The sequence below is a fragment of the Asanoa sp. WMMD1127 genome (assembly GCF_029626225.1).
Taxonomy (GTDB): domain Bacteria; phylum Actinomycetota; class Actinomycetes; order Mycobacteriales; family Micromonosporaceae; genus Asanoa.
In genome coordinates this window covers 2,955,522-2,976,753 of sequence record NZ_JARUBP010000001.1, presented here as the reverse complement: position 1 = coordinate 2,976,753, position 21,232 = coordinate 2,955,522, and the positions used below count along the sequence as shown (strand labels likewise).

At 72.1% G+C, this 21,232-nt stretch carries 20 protein-coding genes and 1 pseudogene; 13 read left to right on the top strand and 8 right to left on the bottom strand.

The features are described 5' to 3' along the window. The first annotated feature begins 18 nt into the window (after positions 1-18). The 5 genes from O7635_RS14250 (at position 19) to O7635_RS14230 (ending at position 6,078) form a co-directional block, all read left to right on the top strand. Positions 19-933 (top strand): MoxR family ATPase, encoded by a 915-nt coding sequence (locus O7635_RS14250; RefSeq protein ID WP_278080894.1) that lies wholly within the window; start codon positions 19-21, stop codon positions 931-933. Beyond that, positions 930-2,042, top strand: a complete 1,113-nt coding sequence (locus O7635_RS14245) for a VWA domain-containing protein (RefSeq protein ID WP_278080893.1) — start codon at positions 930-932, stop codon at positions 2,040-2,042. Before O7635_RS14250 ends, O7635_RS14245 begins: the two co-directional genes overlap by 4 nt. Positions 2,043-2,247: 205 nt before the next feature. Then, complete coding sequence (locus O7635_RS14240; RefSeq protein ID WP_278080892.1) at positions 2,248-2,850, top strand: (2Fe-2S)-binding protein; 603 nt, start codon at positions 2,248-2,250, stop codon at positions 2,848-2,850. Between the two features lie 10 nt (positions 2,851-2,860). Continuing rightward, on the top strand, positions 2,861-5,236 hold the full coding sequence (locus O7635_RS14235) for a xanthine dehydrogenase family protein molybdopterin-binding subunit (protein ID WP_278080891.1): 2,376 nt from the start codon (positions 2,861-2,863) through the stop codon (positions 5,234-5,236). After that, the gene (locus O7635_RS14230; RefSeq protein WP_278080890.1) at positions 5,233-6,078 is read left to right on the top strand and encodes a xanthine dehydrogenase family protein subunit M; all 846 of its coding nucleotides are present in this window, start codon (positions 5,233-5,235) and stop codon (positions 6,076-6,078) included. Before O7635_RS14235 ends, O7635_RS14230 begins: the two co-directional genes overlap by 4 nt. A gap of 43 nt (positions 6,079-6,121) precedes the next feature. Here the strand turns inward: O7635_RS14230 and O7635_RS14225 are convergent, their stop codons facing one another. After that, positions 6,122-6,472, bottom strand: coding sequence for a UBP-type zinc finger domain-containing protein (locus O7635_RS14225; protein WP_278080889.1), 351 nt, complete (start codon positions 6,470-6,472; stop codon positions 6,122-6,124). Between the two features lie 93 nt (positions 6,473-6,565). Between O7635_RS14225 and O7635_RS14220 the strand changes: the two genes are divergently transcribed. Beyond that, complete coding sequence (locus O7635_RS14220; protein WP_278080888.1) at positions 6,566-7,180, top strand: DedA family protein; 615 nt, start codon at positions 6,566-6,568, stop codon at positions 7,178-7,180. A 7-nt stretch (positions 7,181-7,187) separates the two neighbouring features. On the opposite strand, the gene O7635_RS14215 is transcribed toward O7635_RS14220, so the two are convergent. Next, entirely contained in the window at positions 7,188-7,724 is a 537-nt protein-coding gene (locus O7635_RS14215) for a TetR/AcrR family transcriptional regulator (protein ID WP_278080887.1), read from the bottom strand. 78 nt (positions 7,725-7,802) lie between these two features. Here O7635_RS14215 and O7635_RS14210 point away from each other — a divergent pair, with 78 nt between their 5' ends. After that, entirely contained in the window at positions 7,803-8,150 is a 348-nt protein-coding gene (locus O7635_RS14210) for a helix-turn-helix domain-containing protein (RefSeq protein ID WP_278080886.1), read from the top strand. Then, a pseudogene (locus O7635_RS14205) lies at positions 8,150-8,944 on the top strand (pentapeptide repeat-containing protein); the annotation flags it as partial. The gene O7635_RS14210 and the pseudogene O7635_RS14205, both read left to right, overlap by 1 nt. Here O7635_RS14205 and O7635_RS14200 read toward each other — a convergent pair. Then, positions 8,940-9,224, bottom strand: coding sequence for an adhesin (locus tag O7635_RS14200; protein WP_278080884.1), 285 nt, complete (start codon positions 9,222-9,224; stop codon positions 8,940-8,942). The pseudogene O7635_RS14205 and the gene O7635_RS14200 sit on opposite strands and share 5 nt — an antisense overlap. A 158-nt stretch (positions 9,225-9,382) precedes the next feature. On the opposite strand from O7635_RS14200, the gene O7635_RS14195 reads away from it, so the two are divergent. The 3 genes from O7635_RS14195 to O7635_RS14185 are packed head-to-tail and all read left to right on the top strand — an operon-like array spanning position 9,383 to position 11,131. Next, entirely contained in the window at positions 9,383-10,285 is a 903-nt protein-coding gene (locus O7635_RS14195; protein WP_278085476.1) for a hydroxymethylglutaryl-CoA lyase, read from the top strand. After that, positions 10,282-10,707, top strand: a complete 426-nt coding sequence (locus tag O7635_RS14190; protein WP_278080883.1) for a helix-turn-helix transcriptional regulator — start codon at positions 10,282-10,284, stop codon at positions 10,705-10,707. The genes O7635_RS14195 and O7635_RS14190 overlap by 4 nt, the downstream gene beginning before the upstream one ends. Positions 10,708-10,717: 10 nt before the next feature. Next, positions 10,718-11,131 (top strand): VOC family protein, encoded by a 414-nt coding sequence (locus tag O7635_RS14185; RefSeq protein ID WP_278080882.1) that lies wholly within the window; start codon positions 10,718-10,720, stop codon positions 11,129-11,131. Here the strand turns inward: O7635_RS14185 and O7635_RS14180 are convergent. The 4 genes from O7635_RS14180 to O7635_RS14165 form a co-directional block, all read right to left on the bottom strand. After that, positions 11,128-13,002 (bottom strand): transketolase, encoded by a 1,875-nt coding sequence (locus tag O7635_RS14180; protein ID WP_278080881.1) that lies wholly within the window; start codon positions 13,000-13,002, stop codon positions 11,128-11,130. The genes O7635_RS14185 and O7635_RS14180 overlap by 4 nt on opposite strands. Before the next feature lie 72 nt (positions 13,003-13,074). After that, positions 13,075-13,974, bottom strand: a complete 900-nt coding sequence (locus O7635_RS14175; RefSeq protein ID WP_278080880.1) for a carbohydrate ABC transporter permease — start codon at positions 13,972-13,974, stop codon at positions 13,075-13,077. Between the two features lies 1 nt (position 13,975). Continuing rightward, the gene (locus O7635_RS14170; protein WP_278080879.1) at positions 13,976-14,902 is read right to left on the bottom strand and encodes a sugar ABC transporter permease; all 927 of its coding nucleotides are present in this window, start codon (positions 14,900-14,902) and stop codon (positions 13,976-13,978) included. Further along, positions 14,899-16,236, bottom strand: a complete 1,338-nt coding sequence (locus O7635_RS14165; protein ID WP_278080878.1) for an extracellular solute-binding protein — start codon at positions 16,234-16,236, stop codon at positions 14,899-14,901. Before O7635_RS14165 ends, O7635_RS14170 begins: the two co-directional genes overlap by 4 nt. A 341-nt stretch (positions 16,237-16,577) precedes the next feature. On the opposite strand from O7635_RS14165, the gene O7635_RS14160 reads away from it, so the two are divergent. Both O7635_RS14160 and O7635_RS14155 read left to right on the top strand, forming a co-directional pair. Continuing rightward, positions 16,578-18,959 (top strand): glycoside hydrolase family 3 N-terminal domain-containing protein, encoded by a 2,382-nt coding sequence (locus O7635_RS14160; protein WP_278080877.1) that lies wholly within the window; start codon positions 16,578-16,580, stop codon positions 18,957-18,959. Between the two features lie 14 nt (positions 18,960-18,973). Then, entirely contained in the window at positions 18,974-20,008 is a 1,035-nt protein-coding gene (locus O7635_RS14155; protein ID WP_278080876.1) for a substrate-binding domain-containing protein, read from the top strand. Here O7635_RS14155 and O7635_RS14150 read toward each other — a convergent pair. Then, positions 20,005-21,054, bottom strand: a complete 1,050-nt coding sequence (locus O7635_RS14150; protein WP_278080875.1) for a LacI family DNA-binding transcriptional regulator — start codon at positions 21,052-21,054, stop codon at positions 20,005-20,007. The genes O7635_RS14155 and O7635_RS14150 overlap by 4 nt on opposite strands. Positions 21,055-21,232: the final 178 nt, after the last annotated feature.

Sequence of the window (21,232 nt, the reverse complement as noted above, 5' to 3'; positions counted from 1 at the left end):
GCTGGCATAGTTGGCACCGTGACGACCTCGCTGCCCGACTCCCCCGAAGCGTTGTCGCGGGCGCTGGCGTCGACCGGCTACCTCGCCGACGAGGGCCTGGCGACGGCCGGTTTCCTGGCCCTCAAGCTCGGCCGGCCGCTGTTCCTGGAGGGCGAGGCCGGGGTCGGCAAGACCGCGTTCGCGCAGGCGCTGGCCACCGCGACCGGCGCCCGCTTCGTGCGGCTGCAGTGCTACGAGGGGCTCGACGCCGCGCAGGCCCTCTACGACTGGGACTTCCCGCGGCAGATCCTGCACCTGCGGGCGGCCGAGGCGGCGGCGACCGCGGCCGCCACCGCCACCGGCACGCGACCGGACGCGGCCGCGATCGAGGCCGGGCTCTACGACCGGCGCTTCCTGATCGCCCGGCCGCTGCTGCAGGCGTTGGAGCACAGCCCCTGCGTGCTGCTGGTCGACGAGGTCGACCGGGCCGACGACGAGTTCGAGGCGTTCCTGCTCGAGGTGCTGGCCGAGGCCGCGATCACCGTGCCCGAGCTCGGCCGGATCGCCGCCGCCACCCCGCCACTGACCGTGCTGACCAGCAACCGCACGCGCGAGGTGCACGACGCGCTCAAGCGCCGCTGCCTTTATCACTGGGTCGAGCACCCCGGCTTCGAGCGGGAGGTGGCCATCCTGCGCGAGCGGCTCCCCCAGGTCACCGAGCGCCTGGCCGCCGAGGTCGCCACGGCCGCCGGCCGGATGCGCGAGCTCGACCTGATCAAGCCGCCCGGCGTGGCCGAGTCGATCGACTGGGCCGGCGCGCTGGTGGCGCTCGGCGCCCGCCAACTCGACCCCGACTCCGCGGCTGCCACCCTCGGCGCGGTCCTCAAGTACCGCGAGGACGTGACGCGGGTCCGGGCCAACGGCCTCGACGCGCTGGTCGCCGCCCGGCCATGACCGGCGCCGGGCTCGACCTGACCGCGCTGCTCGTCGGGTTCGCCCGCACGCTTCGGCACGCCGGTGTCGCCGCGAGCCCCGACCGGGTGCAGACCATGCTGCGGGCGGTCGACGCCCTCGGTCCGGCCGCCCCGGCCGGCGTCTACTGGGCTGGCCGGCAGACGCTCTGCGCCGAACCCGACGACCTCGCGATCTACGACGCGGCGTTCGCCGCTTACTTCGGCGGCCGGCGGCCGGCCCGCGGCACCCCCGTCAACACGACACCGGCGCTGCCCAGCGTCGCCGCGCCGTACACGTCGGGCGCGCCCGGCGCGGCCGTCGACGAGGAGGCGCACGTCCTCGGGCTGTCCACCAGCACCGTCGAGATCCTCCGCCAGCGCGACTTCGCCCTGCTCACCCCGCGCGAACGCGACGAGGTCCGGCGCCTGCTGGCCCTGCTCGGACCGGCCACCGCGACCCGCCGCACCCGCCGCCGCGAGCCGGCCCGGGGCGGTGAGGTCGACCGGACGCGTACGGTCCGCGCCGCGCTCCGCAACGCCGGCGAACCGGCCCGGCTGGCCCGCCGGCGGCGCCGCGACCGGCCCCGGCGCCTGGTGCTGCTGGTCGACGTGTCCGGCTCGATGAGCCCGTACGCCGACGCGCTCCTGCGCTTCGCCCACGCCGCCGTGCGCCGCCGCCCGACCGGGACCGAGGTGTTCACGCTGGGCACCCGGCTGACCCGGATCACCCGCGCCCTGCGCCACCGCGACCCGGACGCGGCCCTGCAGGCGGCGTCGGTGGCGATCCCGGACTGGCACGGCGGCACCCGGCTGGCCGACGCGCTCAAGGCCTTCCTGGACCGCTGGGGACAGCGCGGCACCGCCCGGGGCGCGGTCGTGGTGGTGTTCAGCGACGGCTGGGAGCGCGGCGACCCCGCCGCCCTGGCCGCGCAGACGCACCGGCTGGCCCGCCTGGCGTACCGGCTGGTCTGGGTGAATCCCCACCGCGGCAAGGCCGGTTTCGCGCCACTGGCGGGCGGGATGGCGGCCGCTTTGCCCCACCTGGACGATTTCGTGGCGGGGCACACCGTCGAGGCGCTCGACGCGCTCGTGCGGGTCATCGCGAAATAGCGTGCTCCATTTCACACTCACCTCTTGCGGTGCCGCGCCCGAAGAGATTGGCTGAGGCGACGCGCATGACCTTGGCCGCCCGCTGACCGCGGTGGAGAGAGGAGGCGCGCGCGGCGACGCAGCCGGGGTGTGACGCGCCCATCCCCGCAGTTGAGCATGCGCGCCGGCCTCCCACCGGCCGCAGTGGAGCAAGCCGGGAGGCTTGATGACCCGGGTATCGATGAAGGTCGACGGCGTCGAATACGAGGACGACGTCGAACCACGCACCCTGCTCGTCCACCATCTCCGTGAGCACCTCGGCAAGGTCGGCACCGTGGTCGGTTGCGACACCAGCAACTGCGGCGCGTGCACCGTGCTGATGAGCGACGCCGACGGGCGACAGCAGGGTGTCAAGAGTTGTGCGGTCCTGGCCGTGCAGGCCGACGGTCGCGAGATCACCACGATCGAGGGGCTCTCCGGCCCCGACAACACGCTGCACCCGGTGCAGCGGGCGTTCCACCAGGCGCACGGTCTGCAGTGCGGGTTCTGCACCCCCGGCATGATCATGGCGGCGGTCGACCTGCTGGCGGACAACGCCGATCCGAGCGAGACGGAGATCCGCGAAGGGTTGGAGGGCAACCTCTGCCGGTGCACGGGCTACCAGAACATCGTGCGCGCGGTGCAGGAGGCGGGCGCGGAGATCCGCCGCTCGGGCGGCGACGCCGAGCCGGCCCCACCGACACCGCTCGCCGGCGAGGGCGAGACACCCGACTCGGGCCTGCCCAGGCAGAACGTGCCCGACGAGGCCGTACCCCAGCCGGTGCCGTGAGGGAGGGCCGATGACTGTCACCGAGACTCCCCCGACCGAGGTCGGGGCGGCCCGCCGGCGCAAAGAGGACGCCCGGCTGATCACCGGCCGCACGACCTGGACCGAGAACGTCACCCTGCCCGGCATGGTGCACCTGGCGATCCTGCGCAGCCCGATGGCGCACGCCCGGATCACCAACGTCGACGTGTCACCGGCGCTCGAGGTCAAGGGCGTCGTCACCGCGTTCTCCGGCCGCGACGTCGTTGACGTCCAGGGCTCGCTGCCCTGCGCCTGGCCGGTGACGGAAGACATGGTGCTGCCCGACCGGCCGCCGATCGCGGTCGACGAGGTGCGGTTCATGGGCGAGGCGGTCGCCGTGGTCGCCGCCCGGACCCGCGCGGCGGCGCTCGACGCGGTCGCCGCGATCGAGGTCGACTACGAGGCGCTGCCGGCCGTGCTCGACATGGAAGAGGCCGTCGCCGACGGCGCCGCTCTGGTGCACGCCGACAAGGGCACCAACAAGGGCTACACCTGGGTGTTCGACTCGGCCGAGGCCGGCACGGGCGGCGACGCGGGCGCGGCGATCGACGACGCCGAGGTGGTGATCCGCCGGCGCTACGTGCAGCAGCGGCTGATCCCCGCGTTCATGGAGCCGCGCAGCGTGGTCGTCGACCCGACCGGCGACGTCTACTCGATCTGGTCGGCCACCCAGATCCCGCACATCCTGCGCTTCCTCATCTCCGTGGTCACCGGCACGCCCGAGCACAAGGTGCGGGTCATCGCGCCCGACGTCGGCGGCGGCTTCGGCGGCAAGCTGCAGGTGACGCCCGAGGAGCTGATCGCGTTCATCGCGGCCAAACGGCTCGGCAAGCCGGTGAAATACACGGAGTCCCGCTCCGAGAGCCTGGTCTCGGCCCACCACGGCCGCGACATGATCCAGGATCTCGAGCTGGCCGCCCGGCGCGACGGCACCGTCACCGGCCTGCGGGTCAAGCTGCTGGCCAACATGGGCGCCTACATGGGCCTCGTCGGCCCCGGCGTGCCGATCCTCGGCGCGTTCATGTACAACGCGATCTACAAGTTCCCCGCCTACCGCTTCGAGTGCGTCGGGGTGTTCACCAACACCACGATCACCGACGCCTACCGCGGCGCCGGCCGGCCGGAGGCCACCTACGCGATCGAGCGCCTGATGGACGAGCTGGCCACCGAGCTGGGCCTCGACCCCATGGAGGTACGCCGCCGCAACTGGATCAACGCCGACGAGTTCCCGTTCACCACGGTCGCCGGCCTGGAGTACGACTCGGGCGACTACGGCAAGGCCACCGACCGGGCGATGGAGCTGCTGGGCTACGACGAGCTGCGGGCGGAGCAGCGGGCCCGGCGGGAGAGCGGCGACCCGGTGCAACTCGGCATCGGCATCTCGACCTACACCGAGATGTGCGGGCTGGCGCCGTCGCGGGTGCTCGGCTCGCTGCGCTACGGCGCCGGCGGGTGGGAGACGGCGAGCGTACGCATGCTGCCCACCGGCCGCGTCGAGGTGGTCACCGGCACGTCACCGCACGGCCAGGGTCACGAGACGGCGTGGAGCCAGATCGTGGCCGACCAGCTCGGCGTGCCGTTCGACGACATCGAGGTGCTGCACGGCGACACCCGCACCTCCTACAAGGGCCTCGACACCTACGGCTCCCGGTCGCTGGCGGTCGGCGGGATCGCCCTCTACAACGCCTGCCAGAAGGTGGTCGACAAGGCGAAGCCGATCGCCGCGCACATGCTGGAATGCGACCCGGCCGACCTGGAGTTCACCGGCGGCCAGTTCCGGGTGCGGGGCAACCCCGACGGCGGCAAGACGCTCGCCGACTGCGCCCTGGCCGTGTTCGCGGCGCACGACCTGCCCGACGGCATCGAGCCCACGCTCGACGCCGACGCGGTCTACGACCCGGTCAATTTCTCCTTCCCGCACGGCACCCACCTGTGCGCGACCGAGGTCGACACCGAGACGGGCCGCGTGTCGATCCGGAAATACGTGGCGGTCGACGACATCGGCAAGGTGATCAACCCGTTGATCGTCGAGGGTCAGGTGCACGGCGGCATCGCGCAGGGCATCGCGCAGGCGCTCTTCGAAGAGGCGGTGTACGACGCCGACGGCAACCTGATGACCGGCACGTTCGTCGACTACACGCTGCCGACGGCGGCCGACCTGCCGACGTTCGTCACCGACCGCACCGAGAGCCCCGCCCCTGACCATCCACTGGGGACCAAGGGCGTCGGTGAGGCCGGCACCATCGCCTCGACACCGGCGGTGGTCAACGCCATCGTCGACGCGTTGCGCCCGCTGGGTGTCTCCGACGTCGCGATGCCGTGCACGCCGGAGCGCGTCTGGCGGGCTATCCAGGGAGGTGCGGCATGATCCCCCCGTCGTTCGACTACGCCGCGCCGACCACCGTCGACGAGGCGATCTCGGCGCTGCGTGACGGCGGCGAGGACGCCAAGGTGATCGCCGGCGGGCAGAGCCTCATCCCGCTGCTGCGGATGCGGTTCGCCGCCCCGAGCACGCTGGTCGACCTCGGCGGCGTCGAGGAGCTGCGGCACGTCCGGGAAGACGGCGACGCGCTGGTCATCGGCGCGATGGTGACCCATGCCCGGGTGCTGCGCGACCCGCTGGTCGCCGAGCACGCGCCGCTGCTGGCGCAGGCCACCGCCACGGTGGCCGACCGGCAGGTGCGGCACCGCGGCACGTTCGCCGGCTCGCTGGCGCACGCCGACCCGGCCGGCGACCTGCCGGCCGTGGCCTTGGTCCTGGGCGCGGAGATGGAGATCGCGGGACCCGACGGGCGGCGCGTCGTGCCGGCCGCCGAGTTCTTCGTCGACTACCTGGAGAGCGCGGTCGGCCCCGACGAGGTCCTGGTCGCCGTGCGCGTGCCCAAGCAGGGCGACTGGGTGGGCACCTACGAGAAGTTCAACCGCGTGGCGCAGGGCTGGGCCCTGGTCGGCGTGGCGGCCATGGTCCGGCGCGACAACGGCACGATCGCGGAGGCCCGGGTCGGGTTGACCAACATGGGTTCGACGCCGCTGCGGGCCACCGCCGCGGAGGAGGCCCTGGCCGGCGCCGACGGTGCCGACGCGATCGGCTCGGCCGCCGCCCGCGCGGCCGACGGCAGCCGGCCCGGCGACGACGTGTCGGCCAGCGCCGACTATCGCCGCCACCTGGCCGGCGTGCTCACCAGGCGCGCCGTGGCCAGCCTGCTCTGAAGCCGTCGTGGCCCCTGGCGCTCCGCGCGCCGGGGGCCACCCCCTAGGTGTTGAGGTGGCGCTGCCAGTCCTTGGGGACCTGGCCCTTGGGACCCGGCGCCGGCTGGTCCAGCGGGTGGCTGCAGGGCTCCGCGAGCTCCGGGCCCTCGAGGAACTCGCCGCTGCGGTAGTCGTAGAACCAGTCCTCGCCCGGCTCGTACGACTGGATGATCGCGTGTCCCTCGTCGCCCGTGGCGTGGGCGGTGGCGTGCTGCGCCGGCGAGTTGTCGCAGCAGCCGATGTGGCCGCAGGTGGCGCAGCGGCGCAGGTGCAGCCACCAGCCGCCGCTGGCCAGACATTCCGCGCAGCCGGTGCCGGACGGGGGCACCTCGGTGCGCACGAGTGGTTCGGTCACAGCAGTCCTCCTCGCCGTCAGGTGCAATGATCCCGTACCCGGATCGCCCGCGCTCTCACGTGAGGGCCTGATCACTCCGCGTAAGATCGCCCAGTGAGCGACGTGCTCAACAGCCTGGTCGACCAGCGGGCCATCATCGTCTACGTGATCGTCGGCGTGGTGGTGTTCGCCGAGGACGCGCTCTTCTTCGGCTTCATCCTGCCCGGCGAGACCGCCGCGATCCTGGGTGGCGTGTCCGCCGGGCTCGGCCACGTCAACATCTACTGGATGTCCGCGATCGTGGTGGTGGCGGCGATCCTCGGTGACACGGTGGGCTACGAGATCGGCTCGCGGTGGGGATATCGGCTGCTGGGCGTGAAGTGGCTGCGCAGACGCGAGAAACAGGTGGAGTCGGCCCGCGCGTTCCTGGCCCGACGCGGCGGCCCGGCGGTCTTCCTGGGGCGGTTCATCGCGTTCCTGCGCGCCTTCGTGCCGTTCCTGGCCGGCGTCTCGCACATGCACTACCGGCGGTTCCTGGCCTACAACGCGGCCGGCGGCGTGGTCTGGGGAGTCGGTTCGGTGCTCATCGGCTACCTCGCGGGCAACTCGTACCAGATGATCGAGGGCGCGATCGGGAAATGGGGCGCGATCGCCATCGCCGCGGTCGTGGTGGCCGGGTTGATCGCCTGGGCGGTCTACCGCCGCGTCCGCGAACGCCGCAGCCAATAGCAAGCCGCTACCGCGCTGCGGCCAGGCGGAGGGCGGCGGTCAGGTCGGGGGCGGTCAGGGCGCCGTCGGGGTCGATCAGCCACTGGATGGCCAGGCCCGCGAGCAATGCCTGGGCCAGCCCGCCGAGCAGTCGCGCCTCCTCGCCCTCGGCGGCGCCGAGCAGGCCCGCCAGCTCCGCGCGGCCCTGGCGTTGGCCGGCGACCAGGAACTCGTGGATCTCGGGCAGCCGGTCGACCTGGCCCGCCAGCTCGAACTGGGTCGTCCAGAGCGGCCGCTGCCCCCGCACCGAGGCGATCACCGCCGCCCAGACGGCCTCCGCCGAGCCGTCGGTGGCCTCCAGCGTGCCGGCCAGCTCGGCCCCCCACTCCGCCAGCGCCTCCATCAGCGCCTGGTTGAGCAGCTCCTTCGTCGAGCCGAAGTGGTAGCCGATCGCCGCCAAGCTCACCCCGGCCGCCGTGGCGATGTCGCGCGCCGTCGTGCGGGTGTAGCCGATGTCGCGCAGGCACTGCTTGGCCCCGGCGATGAGGCTCTCCCGATTTCCCATCCGGTGATTGTACAAGTGTGCAAATGGCCATGGGTGCACGAGTTGTAACCGGCGCCCGCGCTCTGTGACGATGGGGGTATGACCGACGAGTGCACCGCCCGCGAGGTGCTCGACCGCGTCGGCGGCAAGTGGAGCATCGCGATCATCGTGGCCGCGGCCCAGGGCCCGGTGCGGTTCACCGAGTTCGAGCGGTCGATCGACGGCATCAGCCGGCGGATGCTCGCCCTGACGCTGCGCAACCTCGAACGCGACGGGCTGCTCAAGCGCACGGTCTATCCGACCGTTCCGCCCCGCGTCGAATACGAGGCGACGGACCTGGCCCGGGAGATCTACGACGCCCTGGTCACCCTCACCACCTGGGCGGAGCGGCACCGGGCGGAGATCGCGGCGGCGCGCGCGGCGTACGACGAGCGGGTCGCCGGCTAGTGGAGCTGACCGCCGACTGCGCCCGCTGCGTGGGCCTGTGCTGCGTCGTGCCGGCGTTCGCCCGTTCCGTCGACTTCGCCATCGACAAGCCGGCCCGCCAGCCCTGCCCCAACCTGGGCGGCGACTTCCGCTGCGGCATCCACCAGAAGCTGCGAACCGAAGGGTTCCGCGGCTGCACCGTCTACGACTGCTTCGGCGCGGGCCAACACCTGACGCAAAGTGCCGGCGGGGACTGGCGCGCGCACCCCGAGCTGGCCGGCCCCATGTTCACCGCGTTCCCGGTCATGCGCGAGCTGCACGAGCTGCTGTGGTACCTCACCGCCGCCCTCGACCTGAAGCTGCCGGCCGCCCAGAGCAGAGCGCTGGCGACGGCCCGCGACCAGACCGAGACGCTGACCGAGCTGAGCGCCGACGGGCTCACCAAGCTAGACGTCGCCCCGCACTGGGCGGCCGTCAACGACCTGCTGGTCCGGGCCAGCGCCACGGTGCGTAGGACCGCCCCCGGAGCGCGCCGGGAGCGGCGGGGGGCCGACCTCGTCGGCAAGGACCTGCGCCGCACCGACCTGCGGGCAGCCAACCTGCGCGGCGCCTATCTGATCGGCGCGGACCTGCGCGACGCCGACCTCGGCTGGGCCGACCTGATCGGGGCCGACCTGCGCGACGCGGACCTGCGCGGGGCCAGGCTGGCCACCGCGCTCTTCCTCACCCAGCCGCAGCTGGAATCCGCGAGAGGGGACGGGCGGACGGCGCTGCCGCGCGGACTGCGCCGCCCGGCCCACTGGACGAGCGCTAGCTGAGCTGCTCGCCCACTTCGAACTGGACCGCCCCGTTGGCATCGACGGCCGCGTCCAGCGATTTGTCGTCGAGCACCCGGGCGGCTTCGCCGTCGAGGAACAGCCGTGCGCCGGACTGGTCGACGACCTGGTCGCCCTCCTGCGGCGAGGTGGCGAGGCTCATGGTGAGCGCGCCCTGAGTCGGGTCGGACGCGATGCGTACGCCGGCACCGTCCGGCAGGTTCTGCTGGCCGGTGAGGTCGCGGATCACCGCGACGGCGTTGTCGGTCACTGCGAGCATGGTGAAACCCTCCAGTTGAGCGGCAGGGGAGTGTTGAGACCGCAGCTGACAGGGCCGTCCCCAACGGCGAGCGGATTTGCGGCCGTCCAAGACCCACGTAACCCTGCGGGGCCGGATCCCGCAACCCGAACGCGACTTAACATGAGTTCATGAACCCCATGCCCGGCTCTGTCGCGATCCGCGAGGTCGCACCCCGTGATGGGCTGCAAAACGAGGATCCGGTGCCCACCGCGGCCAAGATCGAGCTGCTGGACGCGCTCTCCGACACGGGCGTACGGCGGATCGAGGCGGTCTCGTTCGTACACCCCCGGGCGATCCCCCAAATGGCGGACGCCGACCAGGTGTGGGCCGAGGTACGCAAGTCGCCGGCGGTGCGCTACTCGGCCCTCGTGCCCAACTCGCGCGGCGCCCAGCGCGCCCTCGCTGCCGGCTTCACCGAGGTCGAGGTCGTCGTCTCGGCCAGCGACACGCACAACAAGCGCAACGTCAACCGCTCCACCGCCGAGTCGCTCGACGACATCGCCGCGCTCGTCGACGAGCTCCACCGGGCCGGGGCCAGCGCCGAGGTGATCATCGCGACCAGCTTCGGCTGCCCGTTCGAGGGCGACGTCGACCCCAAGCGGGTCGCCGACATCGTCGACCGCGTGGTCGCCGACGGGGCCGACCGGATCGCGTTCGGCGACACGACCGGCATGGCCACCCCGCGCCGGGTCACCGACGTGGTCACCCTCGTCCGCGAGCGCCAGCCCGACATCCCGGTGCTGCTGCACTTCCACAACACCCGGGGCACGGCGCTGGCCAACATCCTTACCGCGCTCGACCTGGGCATCACCGAGTTCGACGCGAGCGTGGGCGGGCTGGGCGGCTGCCCCTACGCCCCGGGCGCGACCGGCAACGTGGCCACCGAGGAGGTGGTGCACATGCTCGAGGACATGGGCATCGACACCGGGATCGACCTCGACGCGCTGGTCGAGGCGGCGGCGCTGGCCCAGCGGGTGGTGGGTCGCGAGCTGCCGTCGGGTGTGCTGCGGGCGGGGCCGCGTACCCGGCTGGTGTCGTGAACCAGGCCGACCTGGTGCTGTTGCGCCGGGCGAAGGACCAGATCGACCGCGACTACGCGCGCCCGCTCGACGTGCCCGCGCTGGCCCGCACGGCGCTGATGTCGCCGTCGCACTTCTCGCGGCAGTTCCGGGCGGCGTTCGGCGAGTCGCCCTACCAGCGGCTGATGACGCGGCGGATCGAGCGGGCCCAGGCGTTGCTGCGCCGCGGTGACCTGTCGGTCACCGAGGTCTGCGTGGCGGTCGGCGCGACCTCGCTCGGCTCGTTCAGCGCGCGGTTCACCGAGCTCGTCGGGATGAGCCCGTCGGCATACCGGGCCCGCGACCACTCGCGGCTCGCGGCCGTGCCGGCCTGCTTCGCCAAGCGGCTGACCCGGCCGACCCGAGCAGGAACGGAGAAGCGAGGGGCCGCCGCCGGGGCCTAGCGTCGCAGGCATGAACCCGACGCTTTCGCACTGCTTCATCATCGTCGAGGACCACGACGAGGCCCTGGCCTTCTATCGCGACGTGCTCGGCCTCGAAGTCCGCAACGACGTCGACATGACCGACTGGGGCATGCCCTGGCGCTGGGTCACGATCGGCGCGCCCGGCCAGCCCGGCATCGAGATCGGGCTCGACCCGGTGGCCAGCAAGGCGCCCGCCGACCAGGAGCCGCTGCGGACGCTGATGACCAAGGGCGCGCTGTCGGCGTTGATCTTCGACGTCGCGGACTGCGACGCCGCGTTCGAGAAGATCCGCGCGTCGGGCGCCGAGGTGCTGCAGGAGCCGATCGACCAGCCGTACGGCGTGCGCGACTGCGCCTTCCGCGACCCCTCGGGCAACATGGTCCGGTTCAGCCAGCGGCGTTAGCTGGCGAGCGCCCGGGCGGCGGCGGCGATGTGGTCCGCGTCGATGCCCTCGGCCGCGAGCAGCTCCGCCGTCGAGCCCGAGCCCGGCATCTCGCGCACGGCCAGGTGGGTGAGGCGCAGCGCCGGTGAGCCGGCCGCGAGCAGCGCGTCGGCCACGGCCGAGCCGAGCCCGCCCTCCGGGTGGTGGTCCTCGGCGACCACGATCCGGCCGTGCGTGGCGGCCACCGCCTCGTGCAGCGTCGCCGTGTCGATCGGCTTGACCGAGTAGAGGTCGATCACCCGGGCCTGGATGCCGTCGGCCGCCAGCCGGTCGGCCGCCGTCAGGCACTCGTGCAGGGTGACGCCGGCGCCGATCAGCGTGACCGCGTCGGTGGGCCCGGACCGCAGCACCTTGGCGCCGCCGATGGGAAACGCCTCGCCGGTCTCGTAGATCACGGGGTACGCGCCGCGGGTCGTCCGCAGGTAGCTGACCCCGTCGAGGTCCACCATGGACTTCACGAGCGCCGCCGTGCTGGTCGCGTCGCACGGGTAGAGCACGGTCGAGCCCTGCACGGCGCGCATCATCGCCAGGTCCTCGAGCGCCATCTGCGACGGCCCGTCCGCGCCGATCTCGACGCCGGCGTGCGAGCCGACCAGCCGGATGTTCGAGCGCGAGATGGACGCCATCCGGATGAAGTCGTACGCCCGGGACAGGAACGCCGCGAACGTCGACGCGAACGGGATGTAGTGGCGCACGTTGAACCCGACGGCGGCGGCGACCATCTGCTGCTCGGCGATGTACATCTCGAAGAACCGGTCACCGAACGCCTTGGCGAACTCCTCGGAGTAGGTCGAGTTGCCGACCTCGCCGTCGAGGGCCACGATCCGCGGGTTGCTGCCGCCGAGCGCGGTCAACGCGTCGCCGTACGCCCGGCGGGTGGCGACCTTCGCGCCGACGTCCCAGCGGGGCAGCTCCGGCTCGCTCGTGCTCGCCGACCGCACGGCCGGCGCCTCGTCGACCGGCATCGGGCCGCGTACCACCAGGTCGCTCTCGCCACCGAGCTCGCGGATAGCCCGCTCGGCCATCTCCTTCGGCAGCGGCTTGCCGTGCCAGCCCTCGAGGTTCTCCACCTCGCTGAAGCCGCGGCCCTTGAGCGTGCGGGCGAGGATCACCGTCGGGCGGTCGTCGGTGCGGTCGGTCGCCGCGCGCATCGCCTCGTCGATCGCCTCGAGGTCGTGCCCGTCGATGGTCAGCACCCGGGCGCCGAAGGCCTCGGCCCGCCGGGCGTACGCGTCGAGGTTCCACTGCCATTCCGTCGGGCCGCTCTGGCCGAGCCGGTTGACGTCGACGATGGCCACCAGGTTGGTGAGCCGGTAGTAGGCGGCCTTGTCCAGCGCTTCCCACATCGACCCCTCGGCCATCTCGCTGTCGCCGCAGAGCACCCAGACGCGGTACGGCACCTCGTCGAGGTAGCGCCCCGCCAGCGCGATGCCCACCCCGTCCGGCAGGCCCTGGCCGAGCGAGCCGGTGGCCACGTCGACCCAGGGCAGCACCGGGGTCGGGTGGCCCTGGAGCCGCTGCCCGAACCGCCGGTAGCCGGACATCAGCTCCTCGTCGGAGACCACGCCGACCGCCTTGAACACCGAGTAGAGCAGCGGCGACGCGTGGCCCTTGGAGAAGATCAGGTGGTCGTTGGCGTCGTTACCCGGGTTGTCCCAGTCGTAGCGCAGGTGCCGGGTGATCAACACGGCGAGCAGGTCGGCGGCCGACATGCTCGAGGTGGGATGGCCGGAACCGGCGCTCGTGCTGGCCCGCACCGAGTCGACCCGGAGCTGCCGGGCCACCTCGCGGGCGGTGGACAGGTCGGCGATGGTCGCTTCGCTGGTGCTCACGATGTCCCCTTCGCGGCGGTAGATCCTCCTAATCCGAGCCGCATACCCAGGGCAGGGCGGTTGAACCTGGATCTACTTGCCGAAACCGGCCGTCAGGCCGCTGAGCAGCTGCCGCCGGCCGACCGCGTAGAGCGCGAGGATCGGCAGGGTGGTCAGCACCACCGACGCGAGCACCGCCGGGACGTTGATGCTGTACTGCCCCTGGAAGGTCCAGAGCGCCAGCGGCAGCGTGCGCTGCGTCGGGCTCTGGGTCAGGATCAGCGGCAGCAGGAAACCGTTCCAGATGGACAGTCCGTTGTAGATGGTCACCGTGACCAGCGCCGGCCGCACCAAGGGGAAGGCCAGGTGCCAGAGCGTGCCCCACTCCGAGGCGCCGTCCATCCGCATCGACTCGAACAGCTCGCGCGGCACGTCCCGGATGAAGTTGGAGAGCACCAGCACGGACAGCGGGATGGCGAACGCGATCGACGGCAGGATGATGGCGAGCAGGGTGTCGTACATCTTGAGCCGGATGATGATCAGGTAGACCGGGATGATCACCGCCTGCAGCGGGATCGCCAGACCCATCAGGAACACCGAGTTGACCGCGCGCAGGAAGCGGCTGCCGTTGCTGGCCCGCACGATGGCGTAGGCGGCCATGAACGAGATGAGCACGGCCGGGATGACGGCCCCGGCGGTGACGATCGCGCTGTTGACGAAGTACCGGACGAAGTCGGCCTCGATGACCATCCGGTAGTTGTCGAGAGTCGGTTCGGTCGGCGGGGCGAACGGGTTGCTCAGGAAGTAGTTGGCCTGCGTCTTGAGGCTGGTGATGAGGATCCAGTAGAGCGGGATCAGCACGATCGCGAGCCAGATCAGCCCCGCGAACCCGGCCGGCAGGTTGACCATCCGGCGCCGGCCGCCCCGACCGGCCCGCTGCGGCGTGCCGGGCCGGGTCGCCTGGTCAGGTGCTGTCGTCAGAGTCGTCGCCACGTCACATGCCTTCCATCTGACTCTCGGTCGCGTCGCGGCCGCCGAGGCGCCGCAGCAGCAACGCGAGGCCGAGGCCGACCAGCACCAGGATCACCGCGATCGCGCTCGCCGGGCCCATCAGGCTGGCCTGGAAGCCACGTTTGTACATGTCGAGCGCGAGCGCGCGGGTGGCATCGCCCGGCCCACCACCGGTGAGCACGAAGATCAGGTCGAAGAAGGTCAGCGACCCGACCACCATCAGCGTGGACGACGTGATGACCGTGTACTTGAGCTGGGGCAACGTGATGCTGAAGAACTGCCGCAGCCGGCCGGCGCCGTCGATCTCGGACGCCTCGAACATCGCCTTGGGAATCTGCCGCACGGCGCTCTGGTAGATCAGCGAGTGGAACGGGATGAACTGCCAGGAGACCACGAACACGAGCACGCCGAGCGCCAGATTGTCGCGGCCCAGCCAGTCCTGTTGCAGCAACGGGACGCCCAGGCCGGCGCCGAACCCGAAGTTCGGGTCGAGCAGCGCCTTGTAGGTGATCGCGAGGGCGGCCGAGCTGAGCAGCAGCGGCACGAAGTAGATCACCGCGAGGATCTCGCGGTAACGGCTCTGCGCGGCCAGGTAGACGCCGATCAAGAGGCTCAGCGGTGTCTGGAAGGCCCACGACAGCGCCATGATGAGGAAGGTGACCCACAGCGCGTGCACCAACTGGGGATCGCCCAGCACGCTGCGCCAGCTGTCGAAGCCCGCCGGGTGGATGTCGCCGATGCCGTCCCACTGCGTGAAGCTGAGCACCAGCACGCCGACCAGCGGGATGATCGCGAACGCGACGAACATCAGGAACGCGGGCAACGCCAGCCAGGTGATGGACCCGCTCCGCCCGCCCTGGGCGGCGGTGGTCGTACTCCTCCGCGGGGCGGGCGGAGCGAGGGATGTCATTGCCCGATCGTCCCGTTCATGTTGTCGACCCACTGCTGGGGCGAGATCTTCAGCTGGAAGAGCTGGGCGATGTTGTCGAGCAGCTTCTCGGCCGCGGTCGGGCTCAGCGCCTGGTCCCACGACTGCGCGAAGGTCTTGGCGTTGGCCGAGGTGTTGTAGACGAACTTGAGGAAGTCGGCGTCTTTCGTGGCACCGAACGCACTCTCGGTGCCCTTGACGATCGGCACCGCGCCGGCGTCGATCCACTCCTTGACCTCGGCGTCGGCGAGCACGGCCTCCTTGAAGAACTTCTTCGCCGTCTCCTTCTGCTCGGCTGTGGCCTTGGAGGAGATGGAGTAGTACTGCCCGGGGTTGCCGACCGTGTCGGACACGTCGCCCTTGCCGCCGTCGACCGGCGGGAAGTTCATGTAGCCGAGGCTGCCGCTGGACACGAAGTCGCCTCCGTCCGCCGCCATGCCACCGTAGGTCCACGTGCCGTGCAGCATCATCGCTGCCTTGTTGGTGTAGAGCAATGCCTGGTCGGCGTTGGAGTCGGCGGTGATCGAGGAGAAGCCCTTGATGAACCCGTTGGCCTTGACCAGGTCCTGGATCATGGTGAGCGCCTGGAGCGACGCCGGGTGCGACCAGGCGTCCTTCTGCCCGTCGAAGACCGCCTGGAAGACCTCGCTGCCGCCGATCCGGTCGAAGAGGAACTCGAGCCACATCATGTTGGTCCAGCGGGACTGGCCGCCGAGCGAGAACGGCGCGATGTTCTGGGCGTTGAACTTCGGCACGAGGTCCATCACGTCGCCCCAGGTCTGCGGGGGCTGTGCGCCGATCTTGTCGAAGGCGCGCTTGTTGTAGAACAGGACGATCGGCTGGACTGTCTCGGCCGGCATCGCGTAGATCTTGCCGTCGATGGTGGCCGCGCCGAAAGACGACGGGAACAGCCGGTCCTTGACCGCCGCGTTCTCGCCGAACCACGAGGTCAGGTCCTCGACCTGACCGGCCTGGGCGTAGGTGCGCAGGGTGCCGCCGCCCCAGCCCCAGATGATCGTCGGAGCCTGGCCGGCGCCGATGGCGGTCTTGATCTTCGTCTTGTACGCGTCGTTCTGGAACGTCGTCGCGGTGATTTTGCTGTCGGGGTTGGCCTGGTTGAACCGGTTGACCGTGTTGGTGCGGATGCCCTCGCCGGGTGTGCCCGTGAGGAACCAGTAGCTGGCGGCGCCGGCGCCGCCACCACCACCGGTGCTGCTGCTCGGCCCGGCGCTGCCACACGCGGCGAGCGCGGCCGCGCCGGCCGCGCCTATGGAGAGACCCAGGAAGTTTCGTCGGGACAGGATGTTGCGCTCCACGCTGACCTCCGTACTCGTGTGCCGCGGCGGCCGCGGCGGTTCGATCGAGGGGGCGAGGGGTCACCGGTCATGGGGGAGCGCTCCCACAGCCATGCGCACGGATGCGCGGACAGGGAATTTTCGGCCGGTGATCTCGCAAATTAACGTAGAATTTTCAAGTCAACGTAGGATTCCGCCATCGACGTGTCAAGGGCTTGAAGCCGCCGTTCTGATGGGCGAAAGTAAGGCCAGCGCAAGGCATGTCGACGTGTCCGGCCGGTGACCGGCGGGTTCGCGGCGAGCACCGCAAACTTCGAAAGTTTCGAAGACGTACCCCTAGCTTGCGCGAAGGAGGCACCCCCGTGGTCACCCAACCCGCGCAGGTCGCGACCCAACCCTGGCACGACACCGGCCGGCCGGTGGCCGAGCGGGTCGAGCTGTTGCTGGCCGCGATGACGCTGGACGAGAAGATCGCCCAGCTCGGCAGCCGGTGGACCCGCAAGGACCTGCACGACGAGACGGAGCCGGTCTTCGCGCCCGACCACAACGTCGCGCCCATGCAGGACGTCTTCTCCGCCGGCGACCTCCCCCTCGACGAGGCCAGCCGGCACGGTCTCGGCCACCTCACCCGGGTCTACGGCAGCGCGCCGATCACCGCGGCCGACGGCGCGGCGGAGCTGGTGCGCCAGCACCACGTCGTGCTCGACGCGCACCGGCTGCGCATCCCCGCCCTGGTGCACGAGGAGTGCCTGACGGGGTTCACCACCTACGGCGCGACGGTCTATCCGGCCGCGATCGCCTGGGGCGCGACCTTCTCCCCCGAGCTCATCGAGCGGATGGCGGCCGCGATCGGCCGCGACATGGCCGCCGTGGGTGTCCACCAAGGACTGTCGCCGGTGCTCGACGTCGTGCGCGACTACCGCTGGGGCCGGGTCGAGGAGACGATGGGCGAAGACCCGCACCTGGTCTCGATGCTCGGCGCGGCCTACGTGCGCGGCCTGCAGAGCGCCGGCGTGCTCGCCACGCTCAAGCACTTCGCCGGCTACTCGGCCTCCCGCGGCGCCCGCAACCACGGCCCGGTGTCGATGGGCCGGCGCGAGCTGATCGACGTGATCTTGCCTCCGTTCGAGACGGCCGTCGCCACCGCGGCCGCCGGCTCCGTGATGAACTCCTACGCCGACGTCGACGGCGTGCCGGCCGGCGCCGACCGCTGGCTGCTCACCGACGTCCTGCGCGACGACTGGGGGTTCACCGGCACCGTCGTCTCCGACTACTGGGCGATCCCGTTCCTGGCCAGCATGCACCGCATCGCCGCCGACGACGCCGACGCGGGCGCGCTGGCGCTGGCCGCCGGGATCGACGTGGAGCTACCCGACACCATCGGCTACGGCGCGGCGCTGGCCGCCCTGGTGCGGGCCGGCGAGGTGCAGGAAGAGCTGGTCGACCGGGCCGCCCGCCGCGCCCTCACGCAGAAGGTCGAGCTGGGTCTGCTCGATCCTGAGTGGACACCCGAGGCCTCGGTCGCCGGTGCCGCGACGGTCGAGCTGGACTCGGCGGCCAACCGGGCGCTGGCCCGGGAGATCGCCGAACGGTCCGTCGTGCTGCTCGACCCGGGCGCCGCGCTGCCGCTCTCGGGCGCCGGCCGGATCGCGGTGGTCGGGCCGTGCGCCGCCGAACCGCGTACGTTCATGGGCTGCTACGCCTTCCCCAACCACGTGCTGCCCCGCCACCCAGGGCTGGGCCTGGGCATCGAGGTGCCGACCGCCGTCGACGCGCTGCGCGCCGAACTGCCCGATGTGGACGTCGCTTTCGCGCCCGGGTGCGAGATCCAGGGCGACGACCGGTCCGGCTTCGCCGCCGCCGTCGAGGCCGCCCGCTCGGCCGACGTCTGCGTCGCGTTCGTCGGCGACCTGGCCGGGCTGTTCGCGCACGGCACGTCCGGCGAGGGCTGCGACGCCCCCGACCTGAGGCTGCCCGGTGTGCAGGCCGACCTGCTGGCCGAGCTGCTGGCCACCGGCACTCCCGTGGTCGTCGTGGTGGTCTCCGGCCGCCCGTACGCCCTCGGCGAGCTGCACGGCCGGGCTGCCGCGCTGGTGCAGGCGTTCATGCCCGGCGAAGAGGGCGGCGCGGCGATCGCCGGCGTGCTCTCGGGACGGGTGCAACCCAGCGGCAAGCTGCCGGTGCAGATCCCGCGCGACCCTGGTGCGCAGCCGGGCACCTATCTGCAGCCGCCGCTCGGCGCCGAGAGCACCGACATCAGCAGCCTCGACCCGGTGCCGCTGTTCCCGTTCGGGCACGGCCGGTCCTACACCACGTTCGCCGTCGACGACCTGCGGCTCTCGGCGCCGACGGCGCCGACCGACGGCGAGTTCGCGGTGACGGTCCGGGTGCGCAACACCGGCGACCGGGCCGGCGCCGAGGTGGTGCAGCTCTACCTGCACGACGTGGTGGCCAGCGTGGTCCGGCCGGTCAAGCAGCTGACGGGCTTCGCCCGGGTGGAGCTCGCGCCGGGCGCGGCGGCGGACGTGCGGTTCGACGTGCACACCGACCGCACGGCGTTCACCGACCGCGACCTGCGGCGCATCGTCGAGGCCGGCGACGTCGACGTGCTGGTCGGCAGTTCCGCGGGTGACCTGCCGTGTCACGGTACGGTACGGCTCGTCGGCCCGACCCGCGTCGTCGGACACGACCGGCGCTTCGACACACCAGTGTCCATCGTGCCCTTGGGCGACGCTGGTCCGTGATGGGAGGAAGGCCCGTGCCGCCCAAGGATGGCCGCGCGACGCTGGCGACCGTCGCCAAGTCGGCCGGCGTCTCGGTGACCACCGTGTCCAAGGTGGTCAACGGGCGCTCCGACGTGGGCCCGGAGACCCGCGCGCTGGTGGAGTCGCTGCTCGAACAGCACGACTACATCGGCCGCCGGTCGCCCGTGGCCAAGGGCAGCCCGGCCACCGCCCGCATCGAGCTGATGTTCAAGGGCGACCTCAACGCGTACTCCACCGAGATCATCCAGGGTGTGCTCGAAGCCGGCGCCGAGGCGGGCGTCGCGGTCGCCGTGAGCACGCGGCCGCGGGCGAGTGCCGGCGCGGAGCCCGACCGGCCGCGCGGGTGGGCCCGCGACCTGGCCGCCGCCGGCCGGCGCGCGGTCATCGCGGTGGTCGACGAGCTGACCTCCGCCGACCTGGCCGCGCTGTCCCGCGCCCACCTGCCGCTCGTCGTCATCGACCCGCTCAACCTGCAGCGCAACCGGTTGACCAGCGTCGGCTCGACCAACTTCGCCGGCGGGATGGCGGCCGCCCAGCACCTGCTGGCGCTCGGCCACCGGCGAATCGGCTACGTCGGCGGCTCCGCGCGGTCGGCGCCCAACCAGGCCCGGATGCACGGCTACCGGGCGGCGCTCGAGGCGGCCGGCGTCCCGGTCCCCGACGAATACCAGCACACCGGCGACTTCCGTTACCGCGACGGCCTCACCGGCGGCGCCGCGTTGCTCGACCTGCCGGAGCCGCCGACCGCGGTGTTCGCCGGCAGCGACGAGACCGCGACGGGCGTGATCGAGGCGGCCCGGGCCCGCGGGTTGCGGGTGCCGGAGGACCTCAGCGTGGTCGGTTTCGACGACACCGAGGTGGCGCGCCTGTCGTCACCGCCGCTGACCACGGTGCGGCAACCGCTGCGCGAGATGGGCGGCGTGGCGCTGCGCACCGCCCTGCGCCTGGCGGCCGGCGAGAAGCTGGACTCCCACCACGTGGAGTTGGCGACGGAGCTGATCGTGCGCGGCTCCACCGCCCGGATCTAGCCCGGTGGCGCCGTCGACTCCCGCACGACGAGGGTCGTGGCGAGCTCGACATGGTGGGAGTCGAGCGGTTCGCCGGCGATCATGCGCAGCAGCGTACGCAGGGCGACCCGGCCCATCTCGCGCAGCGGCTGCCGCACCGTGGTGAGGGCCGGCGTCGCCATCTCGCACAGGTAGGTGTCGTCGAACCCCACGACGCTCAGCTGCTCGGGCGTGCGCACCCCGCGCGCGCGGGCCGCGGCCAGCACGCCCATCGCCGTCTCGTCGCTGCCGGCGAACACCGCGGTCGGCCGGTCCGGCGCGTCGAGCAGCTCGGCGCCCATCGCCAGCCCCGACGGGAAGTCGAACATGCCGTCGCGCACCAGCCGCGGATCGGCGGGGATGCCCGCGTTCTCCAGCGCCGCCCGGTAGCCGTGCAGCCGCGCGCGGCTGGGCGAGGAGGCGACCGGACCACCGATGTACGCGATCCGCCGGTGCCCCAGCCGGATCAGGTGCTCGGTGGCTTCGAGACCGCCGCTCCAGTTGGTCGCCCCGACGCTGACCACGTCGGTGCGCGGCAGGTTGACCGGGTCGATGACGACCAGCGCGAGCCCGACCCGGTCGAACGCGGCGAGCTGGCGCGAGGTGAGCTCGGAGGTGACCACGATCAGCCCTCTTCGGCCGGCGTCGACGAGCCGGCGGGCCCAGGCCGCATCGTTGCGGGGCGGTCGCTCGCTGAGCGCGGGGAACTTGCGGGTGACGACGTCGACGCCGTGCTCGTCGCCACCGTCGGTGACGCCGTGCAGCACCTCGGTCGAGTAGGCGCTGGCGATGTCGTCGAAGACCAGCTCGATCGTCCGCGTCGTCGCGGGCGTGCCCCGACTGCGCGCCCCCGGAGGACGGTAGTTGTGCTGCCGCAGCGCCTCCTCGACCCGGGCACGGGTGGCACTGGCCACGTCCGCGCGGCCGTTGAGCACCTTGGACACGGTCGGCAGCGACACACCGCACGACTCGGCCACCATCGCGAGCGTGGCCCGCGGCCCGACCTCAGCCGGCACCTGTCCCCCCACGGTCGAAAAACTTTCGACCGAGCCTAACCGCGCCCGCCGCGGCCCAGCAACCACCTTCCGGCCCCCCCACCCTCCCCCTGCGACCACCTTCCGGCCCCCGCCGCCCTCCCCCTGCGCGCGCCGCTTTGCTCTGCAGCCATATACGCAACACCCCCGCCGGTAGGTGTTGCGTATATGG

Excerpts from the sequence above, each read along its gene's own strand:
- O7635_RS14200 (WP_278080884.1), bottom strand. The coding sequence starts at position 9,224 with ATGCTCGCAGTGACCGACAACGCCGTCGCGGTGATCCGCGACCTCACC.
- O7635_RS14185 (WP_278080882.1), top strand. The coding sequence starts at position 10,718 with ATGAACCCGACGCTTTCGCACTGCTTCATCATCGTCGAGGACCACGAC.
- O7635_RS14170 (WP_278080879.1), bottom strand. The coding sequence starts at position 14,902 with ATGACATCCCTCGCTCCGCCCGCCCCGCGGAGGAGTACGACCACCGCC.
- O7635_RS14195 (WP_278085476.1), top strand. The coding sequence starts at position 9,383 with ATGCCCGGCTCTGTCGCGATCCGCGAGGTCGCACCCCGTGATGGGCTG.
- O7635_RS14230 (WP_278080890.1), top strand. The coding sequence starts at position 5,233 with ATGATCCCCCCGTCGTTCGACTACGCCGCGCCGACCACCGTCGACGAG.
- O7635_RS14240 (WP_278080892.1), top strand. The coding sequence starts at position 2,248 with ATGACCCGGGTATCGATGAAGGTCGACGGCGTCGAATACGAGGACGAC.
- O7635_RS14245 (WP_278080893.1), top strand. The coding sequence starts at position 930 with ATGACCGGCGCCGGGCTCGACCTGACCGCGCTGCTCGTCGGGTTCGCC.
- O7635_RS14210 (WP_278080886.1), top strand. The coding sequence starts at position 7,803 with ATGACCGACGAGTGCACCGCCCGCGAGGTGCTCGACCGCGTCGGCGGC.
- O7635_RS14215 (WP_278080887.1), bottom strand. The coding sequence starts at position 7,724 with ATGGGAAATCGGGAGAGCCTCATCGCCGGGGCCAAGCAGTGCCTGCGC.
- O7635_RS14235 (WP_278080891.1), top strand. The coding sequence starts at position 2,861 with ATGACTGTCACCGAGACTCCCCCGACCGAGGTCGGGGCGGCCCGCCGG.